At 37.9% G+C, this 18,959-nt stretch carries 25 protein-coding genes; 23 read left to right on the forward strand and 2 right to left on the reverse strand.

Annotated elements, in window-relative coordinates; translation table 11 throughout:
• From PT287_RS03060 to PT287_RS03170, 23 genes are all read left to right on the forward strand, one after another.
• On the forward strand, positions 1-859 hold an 859-nt coding region (locus PT287_RS03060), incomplete at its 5' end, for a phage tail sheath C-terminal domain-containing protein (RefSeq protein WP_277132477.1).
• Positions 860-870: 11 nt separating this feature from the next.
• Positions 871-1,347, forward strand: coding sequence for a phage tail tube protein (locus PT287_RS03065; protein ID WP_277132479.1), 477 nt, complete (start codon positions 871-873; stop codon positions 1,345-1,347).
• An 11-nt stretch (positions 1,348-1,358) separates the two neighbouring features.
• Entirely contained in the window at positions 1,359-1,772 is a 414-nt protein-coding gene (locus tag PT287_RS03070) for a hypothetical protein (protein ID WP_277132481.1), read from the forward strand.
• A 229-nt stretch (positions 1,773-2,001) separates the two neighbouring features.
• A complete protein-coding gene (locus PT287_RS03075) occupies positions 2,002-5,088 on the forward strand; it encodes a tape measure protein (RefSeq protein ID WP_277132482.1) in 3,087 nt (1,028 codons plus the stop codon).
• On the forward strand, positions 5,088-5,783 hold the full coding sequence (locus PT287_RS03080; RefSeq protein WP_277132484.1) for a hypothetical protein: 696 nt from the start codon (positions 5,088-5,090) through the stop codon (positions 5,781-5,783). Before PT287_RS03075 ends, PT287_RS03080 begins: the two co-directional genes overlap by 1 nt.
• Entirely contained in the window at positions 5,780-6,004 is a 225-nt protein-coding gene (locus tag PT287_RS03085; RefSeq protein ID WP_277132485.1) for a hypothetical protein, read from the forward strand. The genes PT287_RS03080 and PT287_RS03085 overlap by 4 nt, the downstream gene beginning before the upstream one ends.
• A gap of 51 nt (positions 6,005-6,055) precedes the next feature.
• On the forward strand, positions 6,056-6,808 hold the full coding sequence (locus PT287_RS03090) for a late control protein D (protein WP_277132487.1): 753 nt from the start codon (positions 6,056-6,058) through the stop codon (positions 6,806-6,808).
• The gene (locus tag PT287_RS03095; protein ID WP_277132489.1) at positions 6,781-7,161 is read left to right on the forward strand and encodes a DUF2577 domain-containing protein; all 381 of its coding nucleotides are present in this window, start codon (positions 6,781-6,783) and stop codon (positions 7,159-7,161) included. Before PT287_RS03090 ends, PT287_RS03095 begins: the two co-directional genes overlap by 28 nt.
• 443 nt (positions 7,162-7,604) lie before the next feature.
• Positions 7,605-8,006: a DUF2634 domain-containing protein gene (locus PT287_RS03100; protein WP_277132965.1), complete on the forward strand. Its 402-nt coding sequence runs from the start codon at positions 7,605-7,607 to the stop codon at positions 8,004-8,006.
• The gene (locus tag PT287_RS03105) at positions 7,993-9,141 is read left to right on the forward strand and encodes a baseplate J/gp47 family protein (protein ID WP_277132491.1); all 1,149 of its coding nucleotides are present in this window, start codon (positions 7,993-7,995) and stop codon (positions 9,139-9,141) included. The genes PT287_RS03100 and PT287_RS03105 overlap by 14 nt, the downstream gene beginning before the upstream one ends.
• Complete coding sequence (locus tag PT287_RS03110; RefSeq protein WP_277132492.1) at positions 9,134-9,685, forward strand: putative phage tail protein; 552 nt, start codon at positions 9,134-9,136, stop codon at positions 9,683-9,685. Before PT287_RS03105 ends, PT287_RS03110 begins: the two co-directional genes overlap by 8 nt.
• Positions 9,686-9,700: 15 nt before the next feature.
• The gene (locus PT287_RS03115; RefSeq protein ID WP_277132495.1) at positions 9,701-11,686 is read left to right on the forward strand and encodes a hypothetical protein; all 1,986 of its coding nucleotides are present in this window, start codon (positions 9,701-9,703) and stop codon (positions 11,684-11,686) included.
• 11 nt (positions 11,687-11,697) lie between these two features.
• Positions 11,698-12,051 carry a hypothetical protein gene (locus PT287_RS03120; protein ID WP_277132496.1) on the forward strand — a complete coding sequence of 118 codons (354 nt, stop codon included), beginning with the start codon at positions 11,698-11,700 and terminating at the stop codon, positions 12,049-12,051.
• 27 nt (positions 12,052-12,078) lie between these two features.
• Positions 12,079-12,426: a hypothetical protein gene (locus PT287_RS03125; RefSeq protein ID WP_277132497.1), complete on the forward strand. Its 348-nt coding sequence runs from the start codon at positions 12,079-12,081 to the stop codon at positions 12,424-12,426.
• 70 nt (positions 12,427-12,496) lie between these two features.
• Positions 12,497-12,760: an AbrB/MazE/SpoVT family DNA-binding domain-containing protein gene (locus PT287_RS03130; RefSeq protein WP_277132499.1), complete on the forward strand. Its 264-nt coding sequence runs from the start codon at positions 12,497-12,499 to the stop codon at positions 12,758-12,760.
• Complete coding sequence (locus PT287_RS03135; protein ID WP_277132500.1) at positions 12,760-13,092, forward strand: type II toxin-antitoxin system PemK/MazF family toxin; 333 nt, start codon at positions 12,760-12,762, stop codon at positions 13,090-13,092. Before PT287_RS03130 ends, PT287_RS03135 begins: the two co-directional genes overlap by 1 nt.
• A gap of 45 nt (positions 13,093-13,137) precedes the next feature.
• Positions 13,138-13,554, forward strand: coding sequence for a hypothetical protein (locus PT287_RS03140; RefSeq protein WP_277132502.1), 417 nt, complete (start codon positions 13,138-13,140; stop codon positions 13,552-13,554).
• Positions 13,554-13,736 (forward strand): XkdX family protein, encoded by a 183-nt coding sequence (locus tag PT287_RS03145; protein ID WP_277132503.1) that lies wholly within the window; start codon positions 13,554-13,556, stop codon positions 13,734-13,736. Before PT287_RS03140 ends, PT287_RS03145 begins: the two co-directional genes overlap by 1 nt.
• 11 nt (positions 13,737-13,747) lie before the next feature.
• Positions 13,748-14,107: a hypothetical protein gene (locus PT287_RS03150; RefSeq protein WP_277132505.1), complete on the forward strand. Its 360-nt coding sequence runs from the start codon at positions 13,748-13,750 to the stop codon at positions 14,105-14,107.
• A gap of 12 nt (positions 14,108-14,119) precedes the next feature.
• Entirely contained in the window at positions 14,120-14,449 is a 330-nt protein-coding gene (locus PT287_RS03155; RefSeq protein WP_277132507.1) for a phage holin, LLH family, read from the forward strand.
• A complete protein-coding gene (locus PT287_RS03160; RefSeq protein ID WP_277132509.1) occupies positions 14,436-14,981 on the forward strand; it encodes a peptidoglycan recognition family protein in 546 nt (181 codons plus the stop codon). Before PT287_RS03155 ends, PT287_RS03160 begins: the two co-directional genes overlap by 14 nt.
• Positions 14,982-15,156: 175 nt before the next feature.
• A complete protein-coding gene (locus tag PT287_RS03165) occupies positions 15,157-15,357 on the forward strand; it encodes a hypothetical protein (RefSeq protein WP_277132510.1) in 201 nt (66 codons plus the stop codon).
• Positions 15,335-15,856 (forward strand): DUF2335 domain-containing protein, encoded by a 522-nt coding sequence (locus tag PT287_RS03170; protein WP_277132512.1) that lies wholly within the window; start codon positions 15,335-15,337, stop codon positions 15,854-15,856. The genes PT287_RS03165 and PT287_RS03170 overlap by 23 nt, the downstream gene beginning before the upstream one ends.
• Before the next feature lie 64 nt (positions 15,857-15,920).
• Here the strand turns inward: PT287_RS03170 and PT287_RS03175 are convergent, their stop codons facing one another.
• The gene (locus tag PT287_RS03175) at positions 15,921-16,727 is read right to left on the reverse strand and encodes a hypothetical protein (RefSeq protein WP_277132514.1); all 807 of its coding nucleotides are present in this window, start codon (positions 16,725-16,727) and stop codon (positions 15,921-15,923) included.
• 803 nt (positions 16,728-17,530) lie between these two features.
• A complete protein-coding gene (locus tag PT287_RS03180) occupies positions 17,531-18,883 on the reverse strand; it encodes a Mur ligase family protein (protein ID WP_277132516.1) in 1,353 nt (450 codons plus the stop codon).
• Between the last annotated feature and the right edge of the window lie 76 nt (positions 18,884-18,959).

Raw genomic sequence — 18,959 nt, forward strand, 5'->3', positions numbered from 1 at the left:
TGAAGATGGTGGTCAAAGTAAGTTGGAAGCAATCAGCGCAGCAGCAAGCTATAAGCTAACTGGTGGGACAACCACGCTTGCTAATACTGAAGATCTAATGTCTGATGTAATGGAAACCGAGAACTACTCAGTTGTCACCACAGCAGGTTATCCAGAAAACAGCAATATTCATAGCTTGTTAGTTACCACGGTTAAGCGTCTAAGAGATACAGAAGGCATGAAGATTCGCGGTGTGATTCCGGCAAGTTCAAGTATCAATAACATCAATTACGAAGGCATTTCAGTTGTCGCTAACGGCTTAACGTTGAGCGATGGCGCTGCTTTATCTGTGACTGATGCAACTGGTTACTTTGCTGGATTGTCAAGTTCAGTTGATGGGTCAGCCTCACTGACTTATACAGAGATTGAAGATGCAATTAGCGCTAATCCGCGACTAAATAATGAAAAAACTATCGCAGCACTGAATGCTGGTCAGATTGTCTTTTCAACGCGACCAGGTCAACGAGTTGTAATTGAGCAGGACATCAATTCACTGATGAAGTTTACTAAGGATAAGCCTAAGAGTTTCAGTAAAAACAAGGTTCTGCGGGTATTGGACGAGATTGCGACAGATACTGAACAAGTCTTTGAACAAAGCTACTTGGGCAAAGTTGGTAATAACGCAGCTGGCCGTGATTTATTTAAGGCTAATCGAGTAAGTTATTTACAAGGATTAAACGACAGTAATGTGATTCAAGACTTTAGTGCAACTGATATTACGGTTAATCCGGGCGAAGACAGTGATTCCGTCGTTGTTGATTTGGCAGTCAAGCCTGTGGACGCAATGGAAAAACTGTATGTCACGATTAACGTAGGATAAGGAGGAACAATATGCCTTTAGAAGCAAGTGATTTTTTAAATGGTAGAAATGCGATTTCTACTAAAGAAGCGACTGTAACATTAACGATTAGTGGTCAAGTCTATAAGATGATTGAGTGCAACGAATTTACAGCCAAATTGGAAAAGAAAAAGGAAGATATTCAAACACTAGGTACGCACTGGAAGCGGAAGAAGACCACTTCCATTGAAGGAACTGGAACGTTGAGCGGCTACTTGATTAACTCTAATTGGATTAAGCAAGCAATGCCGTACGTTCAGAATGGTCGTGATTTGTACTTTGACATTACTTTAACAATTGAAGACAAGACGACTGATTGGGGTAAGCAAGTTGTTCAACTCAATAACGTCAACTTAGACACTATTCCGATTGCCGATTTCAAAGCAGACGATGGTGTAATGGAAGTTAAATCTGACTTCTCGTTTGAAGGATTTAGCTTAATCAATGAATTTAACGGTAGTTTAGCTTAAGGAGAATAATGATGGCTGAAAATATTAAAGACTTTTTAATGGAAAATGTTGAAAACCCTGTCAAAACGGAAAACGTTAAATTTAAACGTTTTAAATCGCCGTTTAAAATCAAGTCACTATTGGCTGAAGATGTGACTAGATTACGCAATCAGGCAACTAAGCAAGAATTGAACAGTAAGACACATCAATATGAGGCTCAAACTGACCAAAACAAATTTACTGATTTAATTGTCGAAGCCAGTGTGGTTTCGCCTGACCTTCACAATGCAGAACTGATGAAAAGTTATAGTGTAGTTGATGGCGATGCTGCTAAATTGCTGCAGAGAATGTTAACTATTGGCGAATATAGTGAACTTGCTGATCGCATTATGAAGATTTCAGGAATTGAAGATTCTGAAGCGGTAATTAATACAGCAAAAAACTAATAGAGAACTCAGTTGGCGACTTTGGCGCTTATCACTACGTACTTAATGAATATCACTGGACACCTAAGCAATGGACAGAGTTAAGTACAAGAGAGCAGTCATTAATTATTGCGTCAATTGAAGTTAGACAGAAACATGAGGAAGAAGAAATAAAGAAAATGGAAAGGGAGAGCAAGGTCTAATGATTAGGTCTTGCCCTTTTTTGTTATTGCAAGAAAGGAGGTTTTAGATGGGAGTAATTGAAACAACTATTAGGTTGAATGATGCTTTTAGTGGAACGCTAAGAAAGCTTGAGTCAGGACTTAATGCAGGTACAAGCGGCTTTGACAAACTTAAGGGTGCGCTGAATGGTGGCAACATGTTTGGTAATGCAACTAAGCAATCTAACGGCTTTTTTAAGTCAATGGTTGGCGCGCAAGTTGTTGGCAGTACGATTAGCAAAGGCATGGCATTAGCTAGTAATGGCGTACGCAGTATGGTTGGCGAACTAAACGAGTCAACGGTAGCTTGGGATACTTTTGAAGGCAATATGCAACAAATTGGTAAGACACCAGCTCAGATAGCTAGTGCTAAATCATCAATGCAGCAATTTGCTCAAGCAACTATTTATTCATCTAGTGATATGGCTTCAACTTACAGTCAGTTAGCCGCGATTGGAACCAAGAATACTGATCAATTAGTTAAAGGCTTTGCTGGATTAGCCGCTTCGGCTACTGATCCAAAACAAGCAATGAAGACCTTGTCAGAACAAGCTACGCAAATGGCTGCTAAGCCAATGGTTCAGTGGCAAGACTTAAAGCTAATGATGGAACAGGCGCCAGCAGGGATGTCGGCAGTTGCCAAAAAAATGCACATGACAACGGCGCAGTTGATTGCTAATTCTCAAGGCAAGAATAGTTCATTAAAGTCTGCTGACTTGTTAAAGGCCATTGCTGAAGTCGGAACAAATGCAAACTTCAGCAAGATGGCAACACAGTATAAGACTGTAGGTCAAGCAGCAGATGGTTTGAGAGAAACTTTGGCTAATAAACTGCAACCACAGTTCAAGAAGTTTAGTCAAATTGGCATTGATGCCATTAGTAAATTATCTGATAAATTAAGTGATATGAACTTTGATAGACTTGCGGACAAAGCTTTAAATGCGTTCGATAAAATTAAGTCAGCTTTTGATGATGTGATTAATGGCTTTCAGTCAACTGGCGCTTTGTCTGCAATAAATGATATGTTCCATGATATTGGTAATACTATTAACGACATTATGACTAAAGCTTCATCTGGGGGAAATAATAATTTCTTTACTCAACTTGGTAGTTTCGCAGGTAGTGTAGTAAGTGGAGCTGCTAATGCGATAGATGGAATAGCTAGAGCATTAGGACAAATGAATCCTGCTACACTTGAAGCTTTAGGTGCCGCTTTTATTATTTTAAAAAGTGGTATGAAAGGACTCGTATTCACAGCTGTTGTTGCAGGATTACGAAATATAAGTCGATTAAATCCGGGTCAAATAAAGCAAGTTGCTAAAGCAATTCAAATATTTGCTGGTGCATTGGTAGCGCTGAAAACTATAAAAGGCGTAGTTAGTGGAATATCGTCGATAGGCAGTGCTATTTCTAAAATTATGGAAATAGTATCTTCAATTGGACCAGAAGTTTTAAGTGCAATTGGAGCTGCAGCCGGTTCAATTGGAGCTGCAGCCGGTTCAATTGCTGCCGTTTTAGCAGTTATAACAGTAGTAATTGTTGCAGCAGTATGGGCATGGCAGAACAACTTTTTAGGATTTCATGATTTTATTTCTAATCTTTTTAGTAATCTAGGAACAATTTTTGAACCATTTAGACAAGCTATCGGAACTTTGAGTAATGCTTTAAGCCCTGTAGGCTCATTGTTAGGTGGTGTTGGTAGAATCATAGCTGGTGTCGTTGTTGTTGCACTTTACTCTTTAGCAATGGCAATAGCAATTGTAGTTGATACTATTACCATTTTAATAGATGACGTTGCCATTATAATTTATGCTTTTAGAGCACTTGTTGATGTGATTAATATTGTTCTTCAAGCGTTTAGAGATTTGGTTACTTTCAATTGGAGCTTTAGTAATGCCAAAAATGCAATTAATGATTTGAAATCCGATTTAGGCAGTATTGGTAGTACATTTGGCAAAGTTGGAGATATTGCTAATAATGGTGCAACAGCTAATGTCATGAATGTGTTAGATAATTTAGACAGTAAAGCTAAAACAACTAGTTCTGATATGAATAATATTAAAATGCCTAACATCGCTCAGAGCAATGCTTCAATCATGAATATGGGCAATGTAACTGGTAATAAATTAGCTTTAAATAAGAAGGTCAAAGTTGGCTATACATTTGATACTGATCCAATCAGAAAATTTCAAACTGGAGCTAAAATTCCGGTTAAAGCAGATACTTCTAAATTAAATAGTACACAACAAGCAGTTCAGTCTAAGCTTGGCAGTAAACCGATTAAAATGAAAGTTGCTACTTCTAAGGTGCCAACACCCAAGGCTCCTAAAATGAAAACAATTCATACTAAAGTTGCCAAACCTAAAATACCAACGCCTAAAGCACCTAAGCTAAAGACATTGCATGTTAAAGTTGCAAGACCAGTTATTCCACAACCTAAGATGCCGAAACTAAGAAATATTTCAGCTCCTCATGTAGGTAAGCCATCAATGACAGGCGTCGTTTCTGCAGTCAGGTCTGGTATGAATCAGGCTGTTACTGCAGTTAGAAGTGGTGGCAATCGAATGGTAGCTGCTGTTCATTCTGCTATTACAAGGTCTGTTGCCGTTGCTAGAAGTGGTGCAGGTGCCATGCGGTCAGCTGGCGTTATGATTGGTGCTGGACTTGCAGCAGGTATGCGTTCAGAGGTTGGTGCGGTCGCTGCTGCAGCCAATGCCCTAGTTGCACAAGCTAATCGAGCAGCACGTGCAAAAGCGCGAATTCACTCACCATCAAGGTTGTTTGCTGAAGTTGGTAGCTTTATCGGTCAAGGTATGGCTTTAGGGATGAATAAAACGGCTAGTTTAGTTGGTGCTGCAGGAGCTGGATTAATTGATGCCGCCAATACCGGCGGAACTGTGGGAGTTAATTATGCAAGCTCTGGTTCAATAACACCGGCAAGTTTGGCACGTAGCCAGGTATTTTCTAATCGTAGTAGCAACAGTAACAGCCAAGTAGTGACCATTGCTAAAGGTGCCATTGTGGTTAATGGTGCGAGTGAACCACAACAGACGGCAGATGATGTGCTTGACGCTATTGAGAGACGAATGGTTGAAATTGATAATAGGAGGCTCTAATGGATGATAATGATGATAGATTTGCCGTCTACTTAACCAATTATGCCGATAACTCAACTATTGAGTTGCCGCTTAATCCTAGTGACCTAAAAATCAAATATGAATCTGATGATAAGACGCAAACCGTAATTAACTTGGGTGAAATCAATCAACTTGGCCCGCTGAAACTTAGTACTATCGAAATTGCAAGTACCTTCCCCAAAGACGATCATTTTGTTTCGACAGCTGATTTTCGAGAGCCGACCTACTATATTGATTGGCTGGAAGAAATTCAGAAGAGTAAAGGTCGAGTGCAGCTAGTTGTTGCTTCGACCGAACTAAGCAGGACGATGACGATTGCTAGTTTCGAACCAGGCTTTAAGGACGGTTATGATGGCGAATATGTTTATACTTTGGAGCTTAAAGATTATCGCAAGGCAAGTTACAAGAAAGTTAAGAAAAAGAAGAAAAAGCGCAAGTCAGGTCATAAGAAGAGCCGTAATAGCCCTGCTAAGAAGATTGGTCGTGGCTCAACTGTTATTGTGAATGGCAGACTGCACTTAGACAGTGACGGTCGAGGACCAGGGGCTTATGAGAAGAATGCAAAGCGTAAGATTACGAATATTGCAACGGGCCACAAGTACCCGATTCACGTTTCAACGCTGTCAGGAGGAGCACGAGGTTGGGTTAAGAAAGGTGATGTGAAGCGAGCATGATAACCTTTTTTCAAATATGGTCACGAGATAAAAAGAAAGGCTACGATGTTAAGAACATTGTAGCTAATCTGAAATGGGTAACTGACCTAAATTTTAGTGCGGGCCAACTTAATTTTGATTTGGTTTATCAGGGAAAGACTTATCTACCTGCACTTGGCAGCATTGTTAAATTTTATTGGGATCATCATAAAGTATTCTATGGTTACGTGTTTAAGTCATAGTTAAAGAATGATAAGACGGTTAGTGTCACGGCTTACGATAAGACGCGATACTTGAAGAATCAAGACAGCATTGTGTGGAAGACTGGAACAATCGCTGATCGGTTTACTAATGTCTGTAAGCGAGCTGGTATTTCTTGTAAAGTGATTAATAAGCCTAAGCATAAGGTAGCTGCAGAAGTTTGTGACGGCAAAAGCTACTTTGATATGCTCAAGTCAGCAATATCTAAGACGCTGCGGTCAACAGGGCATATGTACTTCATTTACGCTAATTACTCACGGGTTGAGCTATGTCGAGCACCGCGTAAGAAGCTTAAGCTGATTTTAGATCCTGATTCTGGCATGATCAGCTTCACTTTTTCTAAAGACATCGATAACACGGCAAATGTAGTTAAGATTATTCAGAAAAATGTCAAGAAGTCTAAGTCTAAGACAGCTACAGCTTCAGGGGATGATCCTAGTAAGACCAGTTTTAAGTCAGTAACTAAAAAAATGCCTAGCGTGAAGTGTTGGGGTAAGCTTCAAATTACGCAGAATAAGAAGGGCAAGGCTAATCATGCGCAGATGGTCAAGCAAGCTAAAAACGTCCTAAAGCAAAAGGATTTAGCTAATAAAACACTAACAATTGATTGCTTAGGCAATCTTGATTTAGTCGCTGGCAATTCGATTGAAGTTAAGATCGTAGGCTATAAGACAATCAAGAATTGCGGTATTTTGAAAGCAACGCATAACTTTGGGACAGATTATAATTGCAGCTTAGAAATGAAGGTGATGGCATCATGGCTGGCGAACGACTCTACAGAATGATGCATGAGCGCGGTGGCTCAGACAATGAATATTGCGATATTGTGTATGGCACAGTTGATTCGGTTGACCCGCTGAAAGTGCAACTGGCCAACGACATGATTCTGACCGATGATTTTATCGTTATGGGCAAAAACATCGGCAAGATTGTACTAAATGGCAGAGTTAAAGTTTATGCTCACAGTGACAAAGTTGGTAGTGCGTCAGGCAATCGTCCTGAACTGATTGAAAAGGTCAGATATGAGCTTGATAACAGTTTAAAAGCTGGCGATAAAGTTAGTATGATCCGAGCAGATGGTGGTCAGCAGTTCTACCTGTTTGAGCGTGAACCGAAAGTTAAATTAAAATTGACATAGTAAAATAATTCTCTTTTATGTATAATAAAAACGTTGACTGAGAAGTCAACTAGCCTATAAGTAGGAAGTGAGTTAGATGACTCGCAAAGATTACCGCAGGGCAAGCAAAAAAGCCAACCGCAAAGTAAACTTTAATCGGTTTACTAATGCGATCGGCTTTCTAGCAAGTCTTGCAACAATCTTGAGCTTGTTACTCCAATTGTTCCAACTTTTTAGGTAACAAGCAAAGGGGAAGCGGAAACGTTTCCCTTTTGCTGTAATTATAGCAAAAACTGAGGATTATTCAAATGAAAAAACATGAGACTCGATGGCAAATAATAAAATTAATCTTGGATATAATTATTATAATTTTGGCGGGTATTCTTATTTATGAAAGAATAAGGAGGTGGTAAGTTGTGGACGATGATGCTGTAATTATTGATGAAGATGATGATTTAGACACGATTGACGAAGATCAAGATAATGATGAAGAAGTTGAGGAGGATCAACCGACTTTGACTTTTCAAATTAAGAATGGTCGTATTCGTAACAAGGTTGATGAATTACCTGCGATGGTGCAGGCCGTTGATAAAATCCTAAAAACTGAACGCTTTGTTTATCCAATATATTCAGACCAGTATGGTAACGACTTACCCGATTTATTCGGTAAGTCGTTTTCTTATGCACGCGTTGAAATTAAAAGAATGCTGGAAGAGGCCTTACTTGATGATGACCGGGTAACTAAAGTGGCTATTGACAAGATTGAACAGTCAGACGGCACTACGTTATCTGTGACCGGGACTTGCACCACAATATATGGGGATGTGCCAATAGAAAGTGAAGTGAAGATAAGTGACACCAGATGATTTAGCAGCGGAATTTGAAGAGCATGACGTTGACTATTATATAGAAGAAATGCTGGACGGAGTACCAGACGACATTGATAAGCGTGAAGGTTCCGTTATTTATGATGCGATTGCTCCTGCAGCTTTGGTTATGGCACAGGAGAATCAACGTATGGCCATGATTATCAAGGAGACATATGTGAGAACAGCTGAAGGCGAATTCTTGGATTATCGAGCGGCTGAACGAGGGACGGCTCGATATGCGGCGACACAAACTGAAGTTAAAGCGAAGATTACTGATAATGATGGCAATGGACTAACAAATGTACAGGTAGGCGACCAATTCGCAAGTATTGGTGAAACGCCTATTTTTTATACCGTTACGCAAATTTATGATGACTTAACGGTTGCAATGACAGCTGACGACCCTGGGACAACACCCAATGGCTATCTGGGGCAGATTTTACCGGTTACGCCAAATGACGAGTTGTCCTGGGCCGAGATTACCGAAATTATCGCACCAGCTCGTGATGAAGAAACGGACGACCACTTACGAGCCAGACTGCTGGGTTCAGATGATTGGATTGCCTACGGTGGCAATATTGCGGACTACCTAGCAATGACCAGCAAGATTACCGAGGTCGGTGCAACACAGGTTTACCCCGTTTGGAATGGTCCGGGGAGTGTTAAGTTAGTTATTTTAAATAATGACTTAATGCCAGCTAATCAAGATTTAATTACAAAGGTCAAAAATCTGATTGACCCTACAGATAGTGAAGCTCAAGGTTATGGCTTAGCGCCGATTGACCATCAGGTTACTGTAACTGCACCCACAGCTTTGACCGTTGATATTGCGACAAATATTCAAATCGACAGTCAACACAGCGCAGATGCAGTGAAGCAGCAAATTAACGATCAATTAACCGAGTATTTCAAAAATTTGCGTGCTTCATGGAATTTAATTGATCCGAAAACTGGACGCGGTTATGCCATGATGATTTACCGCTCAAAGATATTGTCACAAATCATGCAAATTGAAGGCGTGATGAACGCAACAATCCCTAGCTTAAATGGTGCTGACAGTGATATTAAATTGGTGTTTGATAATAGCACTTCGCAATTGCCAATCTTAGGGACGGTGACACTAAATGAGTAATGATTTAATGGCTTACTTGCCAGATTATTACCAGGACTTGTACGAAATGCAAGCTATTATGCATGCACACGGGCAAGTCTTAGATGAATTTGAGAGTAAACAAATTCGAACGCTGCTCAATCAATTTGTCACGCAGACCGATAGCAAAGGTATTGCGGTATTTGAGAACCAGGTTGGTGTGCAACCAAGTCTTGGCGATGATTTAGCTACTAGGCAGAACAGAGTGCTGATGCATTTGCTGCCACCTAGACCGATAACGATTAGATATTTGCGAGAATTGTTTAATACTTTGAAAATACCAGTCAATATCACAATTGATTATGGTAAGCGTAATGCAATTGTTGAGGGCAATAGTAGCAATATTACTGATGCGCAAGTTGATAATATCCGTTATATTCTGAATGTTTATTTGCCGGCTAACATGCTTTACGAAATCAAGATTGCTTTGAAGCAGGCACTAATTGGTAATGATTTATTTATTGGTATTGGTATGAAATCAAAAGTGACAACGGTAATTGATGCAAATGTGTCGCAGATTTTTTAAAGGAAGTGATAAAAATTGTCAAAATATAATAAGACCGTGCTGACGAATGCCGGGATTGACCTAGCTAAGAAAGTAAACGCTGGACGAGCCAAATTCAGCATTACTAAAGCAGCTACTAGCTCAGAGAACTTGTCTGATAAAAGCATTGCTGATTTGCAGAATTTAACTGAATTACCCAGTATTATGCAATATGGCATGATTACTGATGTTGAGGACTCAGCACTAGATAAAGACACTGTTATTGGCATGGACTTGAAATTCAATAACAAAGAATTGGCACATGGATACAGCGTCAATGCGATTGGTTTGTATGCCAAAGAAGATGGCGGCAGCGAATTTTTGTATGCCATTGCCACAGCTGTTGATCCGGAGCATATGCCTGACTTTAACAACAAGGCAATGTTCCAATTCAACGTAACGATGTATGTGGTAGTTGGGCAGTCTAGTAATGTAACGATTAATGTTACTGAGGAAGGTGTGGCCACTAAACAGGACTTAGTGGCAGTTGAAGCCGAAGTAGGCAAGAAAGCCAATGTCTCCGATGTCTATGATAAGGCTGCCATTAACCAGAAGCTTGGACTTAAAGCAAACTCAACTGATGTTACCAAGCAAATCAATCAAGCTAAGGGTGAAGCTGAAAAATATGCTTATGATCAAGCTAAAATTAATGATGATAACTTTAAAGGCTTAAAGCAGCGAGTTGATACTGACGAAACGACTAAGGCTAATAAAGCCGATGTTTATAATAAGCAAGAAGTTGATGATAAGGTTGCTGCGGCAGGTAAAGTTAAGTCAGTAAATCATAATGAGCCAGATAAAAATGGCAATATTGATATTGATACGGGTGTAACTAGCTTTAATGGCAATAAAGGTAATGTTCTTGGTATTAGTGATATTAAAGTTAATGGTTATGATGTTAAAGCTAATGGGGCTAACAATGGTTCTGTTAACTTTAATTATTTTCTCAATGGGCGCAATTTTGCTACTACTGTGAATGGTATCGATGCTACACAAGATGGCAACATCACAATACCTGTGGGTGACACTATTGATACTGCTCAAGTTGATGGACATACGGTTAAGCACTTGCTAGAGAATTTCGTAAGACTTTGGGGCGGTGATGCGCAACGTGAACCTGTAATTAATGGCAAGTCACAGCACTTCTTCGATCAAGTAGAATGGATTGGACGCGTTTTAACCAATAGCGGCTTCTTTGCTAATGGGAATGATGCTTACACTTTTCCAATTAGAAAAAATGATGGCAGCTACTCAAATGAACAGCTAGCTACTGCACTGAAGTTGATTAGCGAATGCGCGTATGCTGCTAAAGGTTATACAGATGTGAGTGTCAACGCAATACCTCGTTATTCTGAAAATTTGCTAATTAATTCTTCAACCTACTTACAAGCAATTGGTGGGAATGGACTGATAAATGAAACCAAAGTATCAGCTATTAAGGGAGATAAGTTTTCTATTGGTGTTTGGATTGATAACACTAAAGACGCAGGCGATAATTGTGTTGCACTGTGGCTTTATGATGCGCAAAATAAAGCCATTGCTGTTGCTAAAGGAAATGTTATTGTAGCTGGAAAATCAGGATACTCAAGTGTAACTACTACCATCAGCTATGATCAAACTACTTATGTTACTGCTCATATTTCTGGAACAGGTACGCAGTATAGAGAAGTTAAGTTGGCGAAATGGGAAAATGGTTTGCCGCCTAATATGACGTATAATCATAATCCTGCTGATGAGGAATTGGATGCTAATCTAGCTTTAGATAAAGCTAAGAAGTATGCAGATAGTGCAGCAACTAGCGCTCAAAATAATGCTAACAGCTATACTAATGGTACTTTGATTGCGCCTAAACAAGATATTAGCAATCTTAAAGGACGTGTAACTGCATTGGAAACTCGTGAGTACACTCATGATGCAGGTACCGATGTCGACGCGTTAACATATTCGCAAGCACACCCTAGCGTGATTGTGTTTGGCGACTAGAAAGGGATATTATGGCAATAACATATAATGGAAAGCAGCATGACCATTTTTATTTAAATGGTGAAAAATTTGAAAAATCATTACGAGACATGATTGGAAAAACTATAAGTGTTAAAGATGGAACCTGGCTTTCTTATCAGATAGCTTATGATTATTTTAATGATTCTTTTACATCATATGGTGATCAGACTGCCACAATAGAAGGCATTACTAAAGTGAAAAATAAAATATATTTTATAACTGAATTAGATATTAGATACTGGAATGATGGAGAGGAGGAAGGAGTAAAAATATGCACAGTTGACCCTGATACTGTGAAAGTAATTTCGGGGGGGGGTAAAAGCCCTAGCTATCAACCTTCTTAGACATTTATTCAGCATGGAGATGGTTCCATGCTGACGTATAATGGCAAGAAACATGACCATTTTTGCTATGGGGGACAAACGTGGCTTAGCGCCAATTATTTTCCAAAAAAATTCAGATTTGGTAAAAATCCAGGGAAAGAGTGTCAAACATACACTGTTAATGATAATGGCATCTTAGAAGCTAATAACTCTGTTGAGTGGGCAGTTTGCGATCGATCAGGCTTTCCAGTTATGGAAGCTTGGGTTGACAATATAATTACTAAAAATGGAGAAGATTATGCTTTAGTAAAGGTAGCTACACAAAAAATAGGTAGCTGGATAAGTGTGGAATCATACATTAAAATATCGGATTTTGGCGGTGTGACACCGCTATGATTTAGTAGTTGCTTTTTACTTACCTTTTAAGTAAAATGTAAAAAGTAAGATGTAAAAGCGAGGAAAAATTATGACAGAGCAAACTTTAAAATTATCAAGTAAAGGACAGGTTGTTATTCCAGTAGCAATAAGACGTAAACTGGGATTGCAAGGCGGCGATGAATTATCAATTAGTGTTAGTAATAACGAACTAATTATTAAAAAGTTACCAACAGCACTAGAATGGGCTGACTTGATTAAAGATATTCCAACCGAAAGAGTTGATATTGATAAAAATGGACATTATGATGCCAAAAAGTCACCTGATTTTCATGATTGGATGGTTAATGGCTAATGCAGCCAATGGAGTTATACATCGCCAATGTACCTTTTGACGAACAAAATGGTGGTAAAGTGCGACCAGCTTTGGTGTTAGCTGTTAAGAAAAAATATGTAATAGTGTTTAAAATTACAAGTCAATATCAAAATAAATCAAGTAAGATTAAAAAATTATATTATCCGATAAAGCAATGGCAGGAAGCAGGACTTAAAAAGCAATCCTATGTTGATACACATAAGAATTATGAGATTACTAAAGAAGCAGTTTTCAGTCGACGTCCGATTGGAAAATTAAATTCTATCGATATTATCGGATTAAGTAAATTTATTAGAAAGCAAGCAATTTAGCAAAAGAGCTAAGTTGCTTTTTTATATAGAAAGGCAAATTTAAAAATGACAGAAGAAGCAAAAACATATATCTATTACAGAAGTGACAATCAAGTGTCGTATGCAATTGATAGAGAGGAACAACCTTTTGGTGATTATATCCCTTATCCTTTTGTGGCTGAGGCACCAGCCCCGTCTATTAAATCTCCTAAGTACGACTGGAATAAGCGTGAGTGGTTTGAGTTTGCACCTGATGCTCAAGGACAGCTAATTAATCAGCTGTCAGCGGATGTTAAAAGCGTCAAAACGGATACGCAAACAATCAAGAATGATAAGACAACAATTGATCAGACACTCACTTCGCTTCAATCAGGTCAAACAACGATTGGTCAACAAGTTGGCAATGTTGTTGACATGGTCTCACAGATGATGGCAGCTATGGCAGGGACGCCCACAACAGATACTGGAAAGGAAGCTGAATAATGTTTAATTTGAAACAATTTGCACCAATGATGGAAAAAGTATATCAATCACTTTATAATTCAAAGATTTACGATAAAGCTAAAATTGCTTCGTTTGTAGCACTGGGCACGATTGACGCTGCAGCGTATAAACGAATTACAGGGGAAGATTATTCAGAAGCATCTACTGAAAATAGTAAGTAGGTGCTATTTTATTGGACTGGAATAATTTGTGGGATTGGTTAAGTAGGCTAGGTATCATAACTTGGGTATCTGGCTTATGGCACCGTCACCGTAAGAAAGTGGCGGCAGAAAAGGAATTATTGGAGCAAGTTCCTAAAATCAAGCAAAGCGTTGATGAACTTACTAAATTAGTTACGCAGCTAAAAGCTGGTGAGGTTGAGGACTTGCATGTTGAATTAGATGAATTATGTCATGTGATTATTAAGCAAGGCCATTCAACACGCAATCAATATACAAGACTGAACCAGATTTATGAAGTTTATCATGCTCTTGGCGGTAATGGTTTAGGAACGAAATTGTACGAAGAAGCTAAAGCACTTTCGACGATTTAAAGGAGATTAAGTATGGTTAAAATTATGTTTGACACAGTGTATGCTGTGTTATTTTTATTGGCCGTTTTAGTAGGTTTTTATGCCACTAAGCATGTAACCAAGAATAAAGCATTATTATTTGTAGAAGATTTGGCAAAAGCTTTTGTCCATCAAGCTGAAACAACTGATTTACCTGGAAAAACTAAGATGGACAATGTAATTAGTAGTGTTGAAGACACTTTAGTAAATCACGGAATCAAGGTTGACACTTCACTTGAAGCGGTAATTCGTGCTTTTGCTGAGCAAGAAGTAGCCAAAATGAATACAGACAAGAAAGAAGATACTAAAGTTGAAAGTAAATAAGAAATATCAATTAGCAGATAATGAAGGTAGTTCACAGCTGGCTCAACCACGGTTTATCGTTGCCCACTCAACTGGGACACTTAATGGAGAAGCTTGGGCGATTGCAAGAAACATGAAAAACGGCATTAACAGTTCGCAGACCTACGTCCATTTGGTTGTTGACGATAAGAGTATCTATCGTGTGGGTGCTTATAGTTACAAGGCATGGGGTGCAGGAGAACCTGCTAACAGCCTGGCACCAATTCAGATTGAATTATGTGAGTTTACCAATCATCGTAGAGCTATGAAAGCATATAAACACTATGTCAACTGGCTCAGATGGGCAGCAAAGAAGTACAATATCCCATTGAGTTTGGATACCAACTCTTATCGTGGAATTAAAACCCACAGCTGGCTTGTTCAGCATGGACTGTCTAACACTAATCACGTTGATCCGTGGCACTATCTACCAAAGATTGGCGTATCAAAAGCTAAGTTCCAAAAAGACCTAAAGAAAGGCTTTAGTGGATTAAATATTAAATTGACTAAATAAAATAGGACAGCGTTGGCATCTGCTATGGGGGCCAACGCAAAAGACCGTCTGTAGAGTTTAATTGCTCTATGGGCGATCTTTTTTGCTTACAAAAATATTTAATGAACTGAAAAATTATATTTAAAAGCATCAAAGTATCGTTATGTGATAAAATACAATAAAAGGAGGAAATAACATGTTTACAGAAATGACGTTGATTTTTAAGCGAGTTTCAAAACAACTTTCTGTTCCTTATAAGAGATTGGAAAATAAGTCGAATAATTATAGCTTGAAAAATAATACTGCTTTTGGTGGATTTACAGAGCAAGATTGGAAAAATGTTGGAAATGATTTAAAACGTGGAATTCTAATTTATGGAGAATCAAGAATCAAATAATAAGCAACCAATATCTAACAATATGGATAAAACAGCTGATGATAAATTAGATAAAGAGATTATTGATCAAGTTGAAAAAATGGATCTGTCTGATGATAAAAAGGAAACCATTATTTCTTCAATCGCTTCTTTAGAAATGTATTCGGGACCAATTCCACATCCTAAGATTTTAGCTGGTTATGATGCTTTAGACAAAGGAGCAGCTAAGAAAATTATAGATAATGGAATTGCTGAATCTGAGCATAGAAGAAATTTAGAGACTAGTCGACAAAAGAGACGTGGAAGAATGGCGTGGGTATCTTTAATAGCAGTAATTGTATTTATTATAATTACTGCTATTGGAACTTTTTATTTAGCACAAGATGGGCATTCAATTTTTGCAACGGGTACGGGGTTAATCAGCTTCTTTACTTTAGTAGGAACTGTATCAAGTAATGTAGAAACTTTATCTGGAAATGATGATTTGACTAATAATAAAGACCATGATAAAAATAATTGATACAAAGGAAGACCGCTCTGGAGGACAAAACCTCTGGGGCGGTCTTTTTATGTACAAGTAAGATTTATTTTAATTGTTCTTTTATTTCTTTCCAAAAAGGAGCTTCTGATAGATCTACTTCATCATAACCAAAGTATGAAGTTTTTTCTCCTTCTAAAAATTCGACTTCAATTTGGAATTGATTTGGATTTAGCTTATTTAAAATTTCTTTCTTATAAAAGCGATCTGGTTCTTTTCGCATATGTTCAAATTCATTTAGGGCTTCAAGGATTTCTTTTTTTGATATTTCATATATTTCAGTGGATTCTCCTGCTTTAATAACTTCAGGTGTATTGGTTGCATATGTAAGTGCTCCTACTGCTATTTTTAAAGCACCATCATACATGCTAACTCCATCAAGTTCAAGCCTTACTGCGTATTTAGAAGTATTGACTGCATAAGTTTGTATACTAATTAGCTCTCTATTATCAGCCGTTCCTCCTTTGTAGGTACATATTGCCTCTACTTCAATACTTTTTTTATTGTCTTTGTGATTGAAATAGATGCTTGTCCAGACAGCTGCAATAGTACCACATGCTGATAAAAGGTTAATTAGATATTCGCGATTTTCTCTTTTATAAATTAGAAATATTATTAAAAAAGTGAAAATGCTTCCTGTAACAATCCCAATAAATAGCCAAGTTGACTTTCTTTTTAAATTTGGATGTAAAATTAGTTGATCTTCAAATTTTGAACTATAACGTTCAATTTTTTCGCTAAAATATGATTTAATTTTATCAATTGTACATTTTTTTCGTATTAGTTTATATATGAATTCAATTATAATGCAAATTACAAAACCAAGTATAAATATAACGTAATTATTCTTCATATAATTAATTTTCCTTATTTTAATTTTTATAATTAGTAAATTAAAGTTCCAATAAATGCTACATTTTTGAATAATAGTTTTATTTTAATTTCTTTATAAATTTCAATATGCTAATTTTAAAGCTAATATTTTGCTAAGTCTATTAAATGTCATAATTTAACTGATCAAGTTCAGAGGGCCCTAGGGTTCTGAATTACAAATACCACCCGTAAATTCGAGTGGTATTTTTGTAAATTGAAATTAATCAATTTTAGCGTCGCTCATTTTTACTGGTACATAAGGAGTTATGCCTTATATTTTTGCCCATCAATTTGCCCATCAGCAACAAAATTCTTATGGTTTATTAAAAACACATTTCCCGTTAAATCAACGTTTTACGTGCTTAAAAATCCTTAAAAATGCTTAGTTTTCTTCGGTTCGAGCCCGGATATCCCAATATTCATGATTTGTCTTAGTTTCAATTAGCCATAAGCATTGATACTAGGGCATTTTTATTTTCTACGATTTTTTGAAATTAACTGAAAAAGCATAAATCGGTGCAAAATTTTTATTTTCGGTAATTATGCTAGCTTGCTTTTTCTTGTACCAATTAATCTTATCGTTTAAGATTTGCGGGTGATGTTGTGGTTGTTCACGTGGGACTAAACATGGGTATGGTGCTGCTAAAGATGTCACTTGGCAATTACGACATGATCAACGCAATGGCTTGAACCGGTTGCTAATGATGAATATAACAAGTTGCCATAAATTTATTCTAAATAAAAAATGCAGTTCTTCATAAAGAGAGCTGCATTTTTTGATTATTACATACCAGCTTTAATGATTTTCTTTTCAGCCATTGTTTTACGCAAGGCGAGGAGGGCAGTATAGGTTGATAAAATATAAACTTTTTTAGTTGGCAATTTAGCAATTTGCGCAATTAAGTCGTCATTATTTTCAGCTACAGTCATGTTATCAGGGTTAAAGCCGGCAACTTCTAACCTAAAGTGCATATCTTTACGACGCAAGCCGCCAACAATAACATGCCTAATCTGCTCACAATTTAGGTCTTCGAACTGGCCATCCCAAATCCAAGAGGTGTCAATCCCATCAGCATGGTTGGCATTAAGCAGAGCAACCAGTGAATAATCTTCAGGCTCCGTGTTTAACATGTGGAGCACCTCGTCAAGCCCCACCGGATTTTTAACTAAAATCAGGTCGATGTCCTTACCAGCGTAGTTAATTAATTCCTGCCGACCAAAGACGCGTTTGTTTTTGGCAAATGATTGTGCGACCTCATCGTCGCTTAGACCAAATTCACGAGCAACAGAATATGCAGCCAGCGCATTATAAATATTATAAGTCCCACCAATGTTGATTGTATAATCCTTAGCCCCCATTTGAAATGCCAGTTGGTTAGGCGTTTGTTTAATAATTTTGTTAACCTGATATTTTAATTCAGGCCGTTTGTAGCCGCAATGTGGACAGAAAAAATCACCTAGGTTAGCATAAATGCGCTCATGAAAGTGAATAACATGGTCGCACTTAGGACATAAGACGCCATCTGTATTCACTGGAGCCTTAGTATCGCTATCTTTTTGCTCAGAATCCAAATTAAATCCGTAGAATACTTTTTTATTAGGTAAGTCAACTGATGAAAAAATGCTAGCATCACCATTGGCAATAATTGTTGCTTCAGGAGCCAGCTTAATGCCATCTATGATTTTGGCATAAGTGGTGTAAATTTCGCCATATCTGTCCATTTGGTCGCGAAAAATATTGGTCAACACATAGTAACTTGGGTGAATTAATTCAGTAACCATCTTGACGTTGGCTTCATCAACCTCTAAGACAGCAATCTTACGCTTAACCTTCTTTTGCTTATGAGCTAAGAAGGCAGTGACAATTCCTTGCTCCATATTTGAGCCCGACGGATTAGTTAAAATATCGCCATATTTTTGTTTCAATGCGGCTACAATTAGAGATGTCGTCATTGTCTTGCCGTTAGTCCCAGTCACAATGACAGTTTCATAATCCCGTGCTAGAGCCTTTAACACCTGCGGGTCAATTTTCATTGCTAACTTACCGGGGAAACTGGTGCCGCCTTTTAATACATTATGAAGAAACCAATAGCTTGATTTACCAGCTACCTTGGCAATTTTTGATTTTAGATTCATGTTTATCCCTCACTTTAAAATCATTATAACTATAGCATAGCGCCGAGTTGAAAACGAGTTTTCACGACAATTTACC

Source organism: Lactobacillus sp. ESL0679 (assembly GCF_029433515.1).
Lineage (GTDB): Bacteria > Bacillota > Bacilli > Lactobacillales > Lactobacillaceae > Lactobacillus.

What these genes read in the sequence shown, in the direction of transcription:
- PT287_RS03180 (WP_277132516.1), bottom strand. Translation starts at nt 18,883, where the DNA reads ATGAATCTAAAATCAAAAATTGCCAAGGTAGCTGGTAAATCAAGCTAT.
- PT287_RS03140 (WP_277132502.1), top strand. Translation starts at nt 13,138, where the DNA reads ATGACAGAAGAAGCAAAAACATATATCTATTACAGAAGTGACAATCAA.
- PT287_RS03065 (WP_277132479.1), top strand. Translation starts at nt 871, where the DNA reads ATGCCTTTAGAAGCAAGTGATTTTTTAAATGGTAGAAATGCGATTTCT.
- PT287_RS03110 (WP_277132492.1), top strand. Translation starts at nt 9,134, where the DNA reads ATGAGTAATGATTTAATGGCTTACTTGCCAGATTATTACCAGGACTTG.
- PT287_RS03170 (WP_277132512.1), top strand. Translation starts at nt 15,335, where the DNA reads ATGGAGAATCAAGAATCAAATAATAAGCAACCAATATCTAACAATATG.
- PT287_RS03165 (WP_277132510.1), top strand. Translation starts at nt 15,157, where the DNA reads ATGTTTACAGAAATGACGTTGATTTTTAAGCGAGTTTCAAAACAACTT.
- PT287_RS03085 (WP_277132485.1), top strand. Translation starts at nt 5,780, where the DNA reads ATGATAACCTTTTTTCAAATATGGTCACGAGATAAAAAGAAAGGCTAC.
- PT287_RS03070 (WP_277132481.1), top strand. Translation starts at nt 1,359, where the DNA reads ATGGCTGAAAATATTAAAGACTTTTTAATGGAAAATGTTGAAAACCCT.
- PT287_RS03145 (WP_277132503.1), top strand. Translation starts at nt 13,554, where the DNA reads ATGTTTAATTTGAAACAATTTGCACCAATGATGGAAAAAGTATATCAA.
- PT287_RS03095 (WP_277132489.1), top strand. Translation starts at nt 6,781, where the DNA reads ATGGCTGGCGAACGACTCTACAGAATGATGCATGAGCGCGGTGGCTCA.
- PT287_RS03120 (WP_277132496.1), top strand. Translation starts at nt 11,698, where the DNA reads ATGGCAATAACATATAATGGAAAGCAGCATGACCATTTTTATTTAAAT.
- PT287_RS03125 (WP_277132497.1), top strand. Translation starts at nt 12,079, where the DNA reads ATGCTGACGTATAATGGCAAGAAACATGACCATTTTTGCTATGGGGGA.
- PT287_RS03175 (WP_277132514.1), bottom strand. Translation starts at nt 16,727, where the DNA reads ATGAAGAATAATTACGTTATATTTATACTTGGTTTTGTAATTTGCATT.
- PT287_RS03135 (WP_277132500.1), top strand. Translation starts at nt 12,760, where the DNA reads ATGCAGCCAATGGAGTTATACATCGCCAATGTACCTTTTGACGAACAA.
- PT287_RS03075 (WP_277132482.1), top strand. Translation starts at nt 2,002, where the DNA reads ATGGGAGTAATTGAAACAACTATTAGGTTGAATGATGCTTTTAGTGGA.
- PT287_RS03155 (WP_277132507.1), top strand. Translation starts at nt 14,120, where the DNA reads ATGGTTAAAATTATGTTTGACACAGTGTATGCTGTGTTATTTTTATTG.
- PT287_RS03130 (WP_277132499.1), top strand. Translation starts at nt 12,497, where the DNA reads ATGACAGAGCAAACTTTAAAATTATCAAGTAAAGGACAGGTTGTTATT.
- PT287_RS03080 (WP_277132484.1), top strand. Translation starts at nt 5,088, where the DNA reads ATGGATGATAATGATGATAGATTTGCCGTCTACTTAACCAATTATGCC.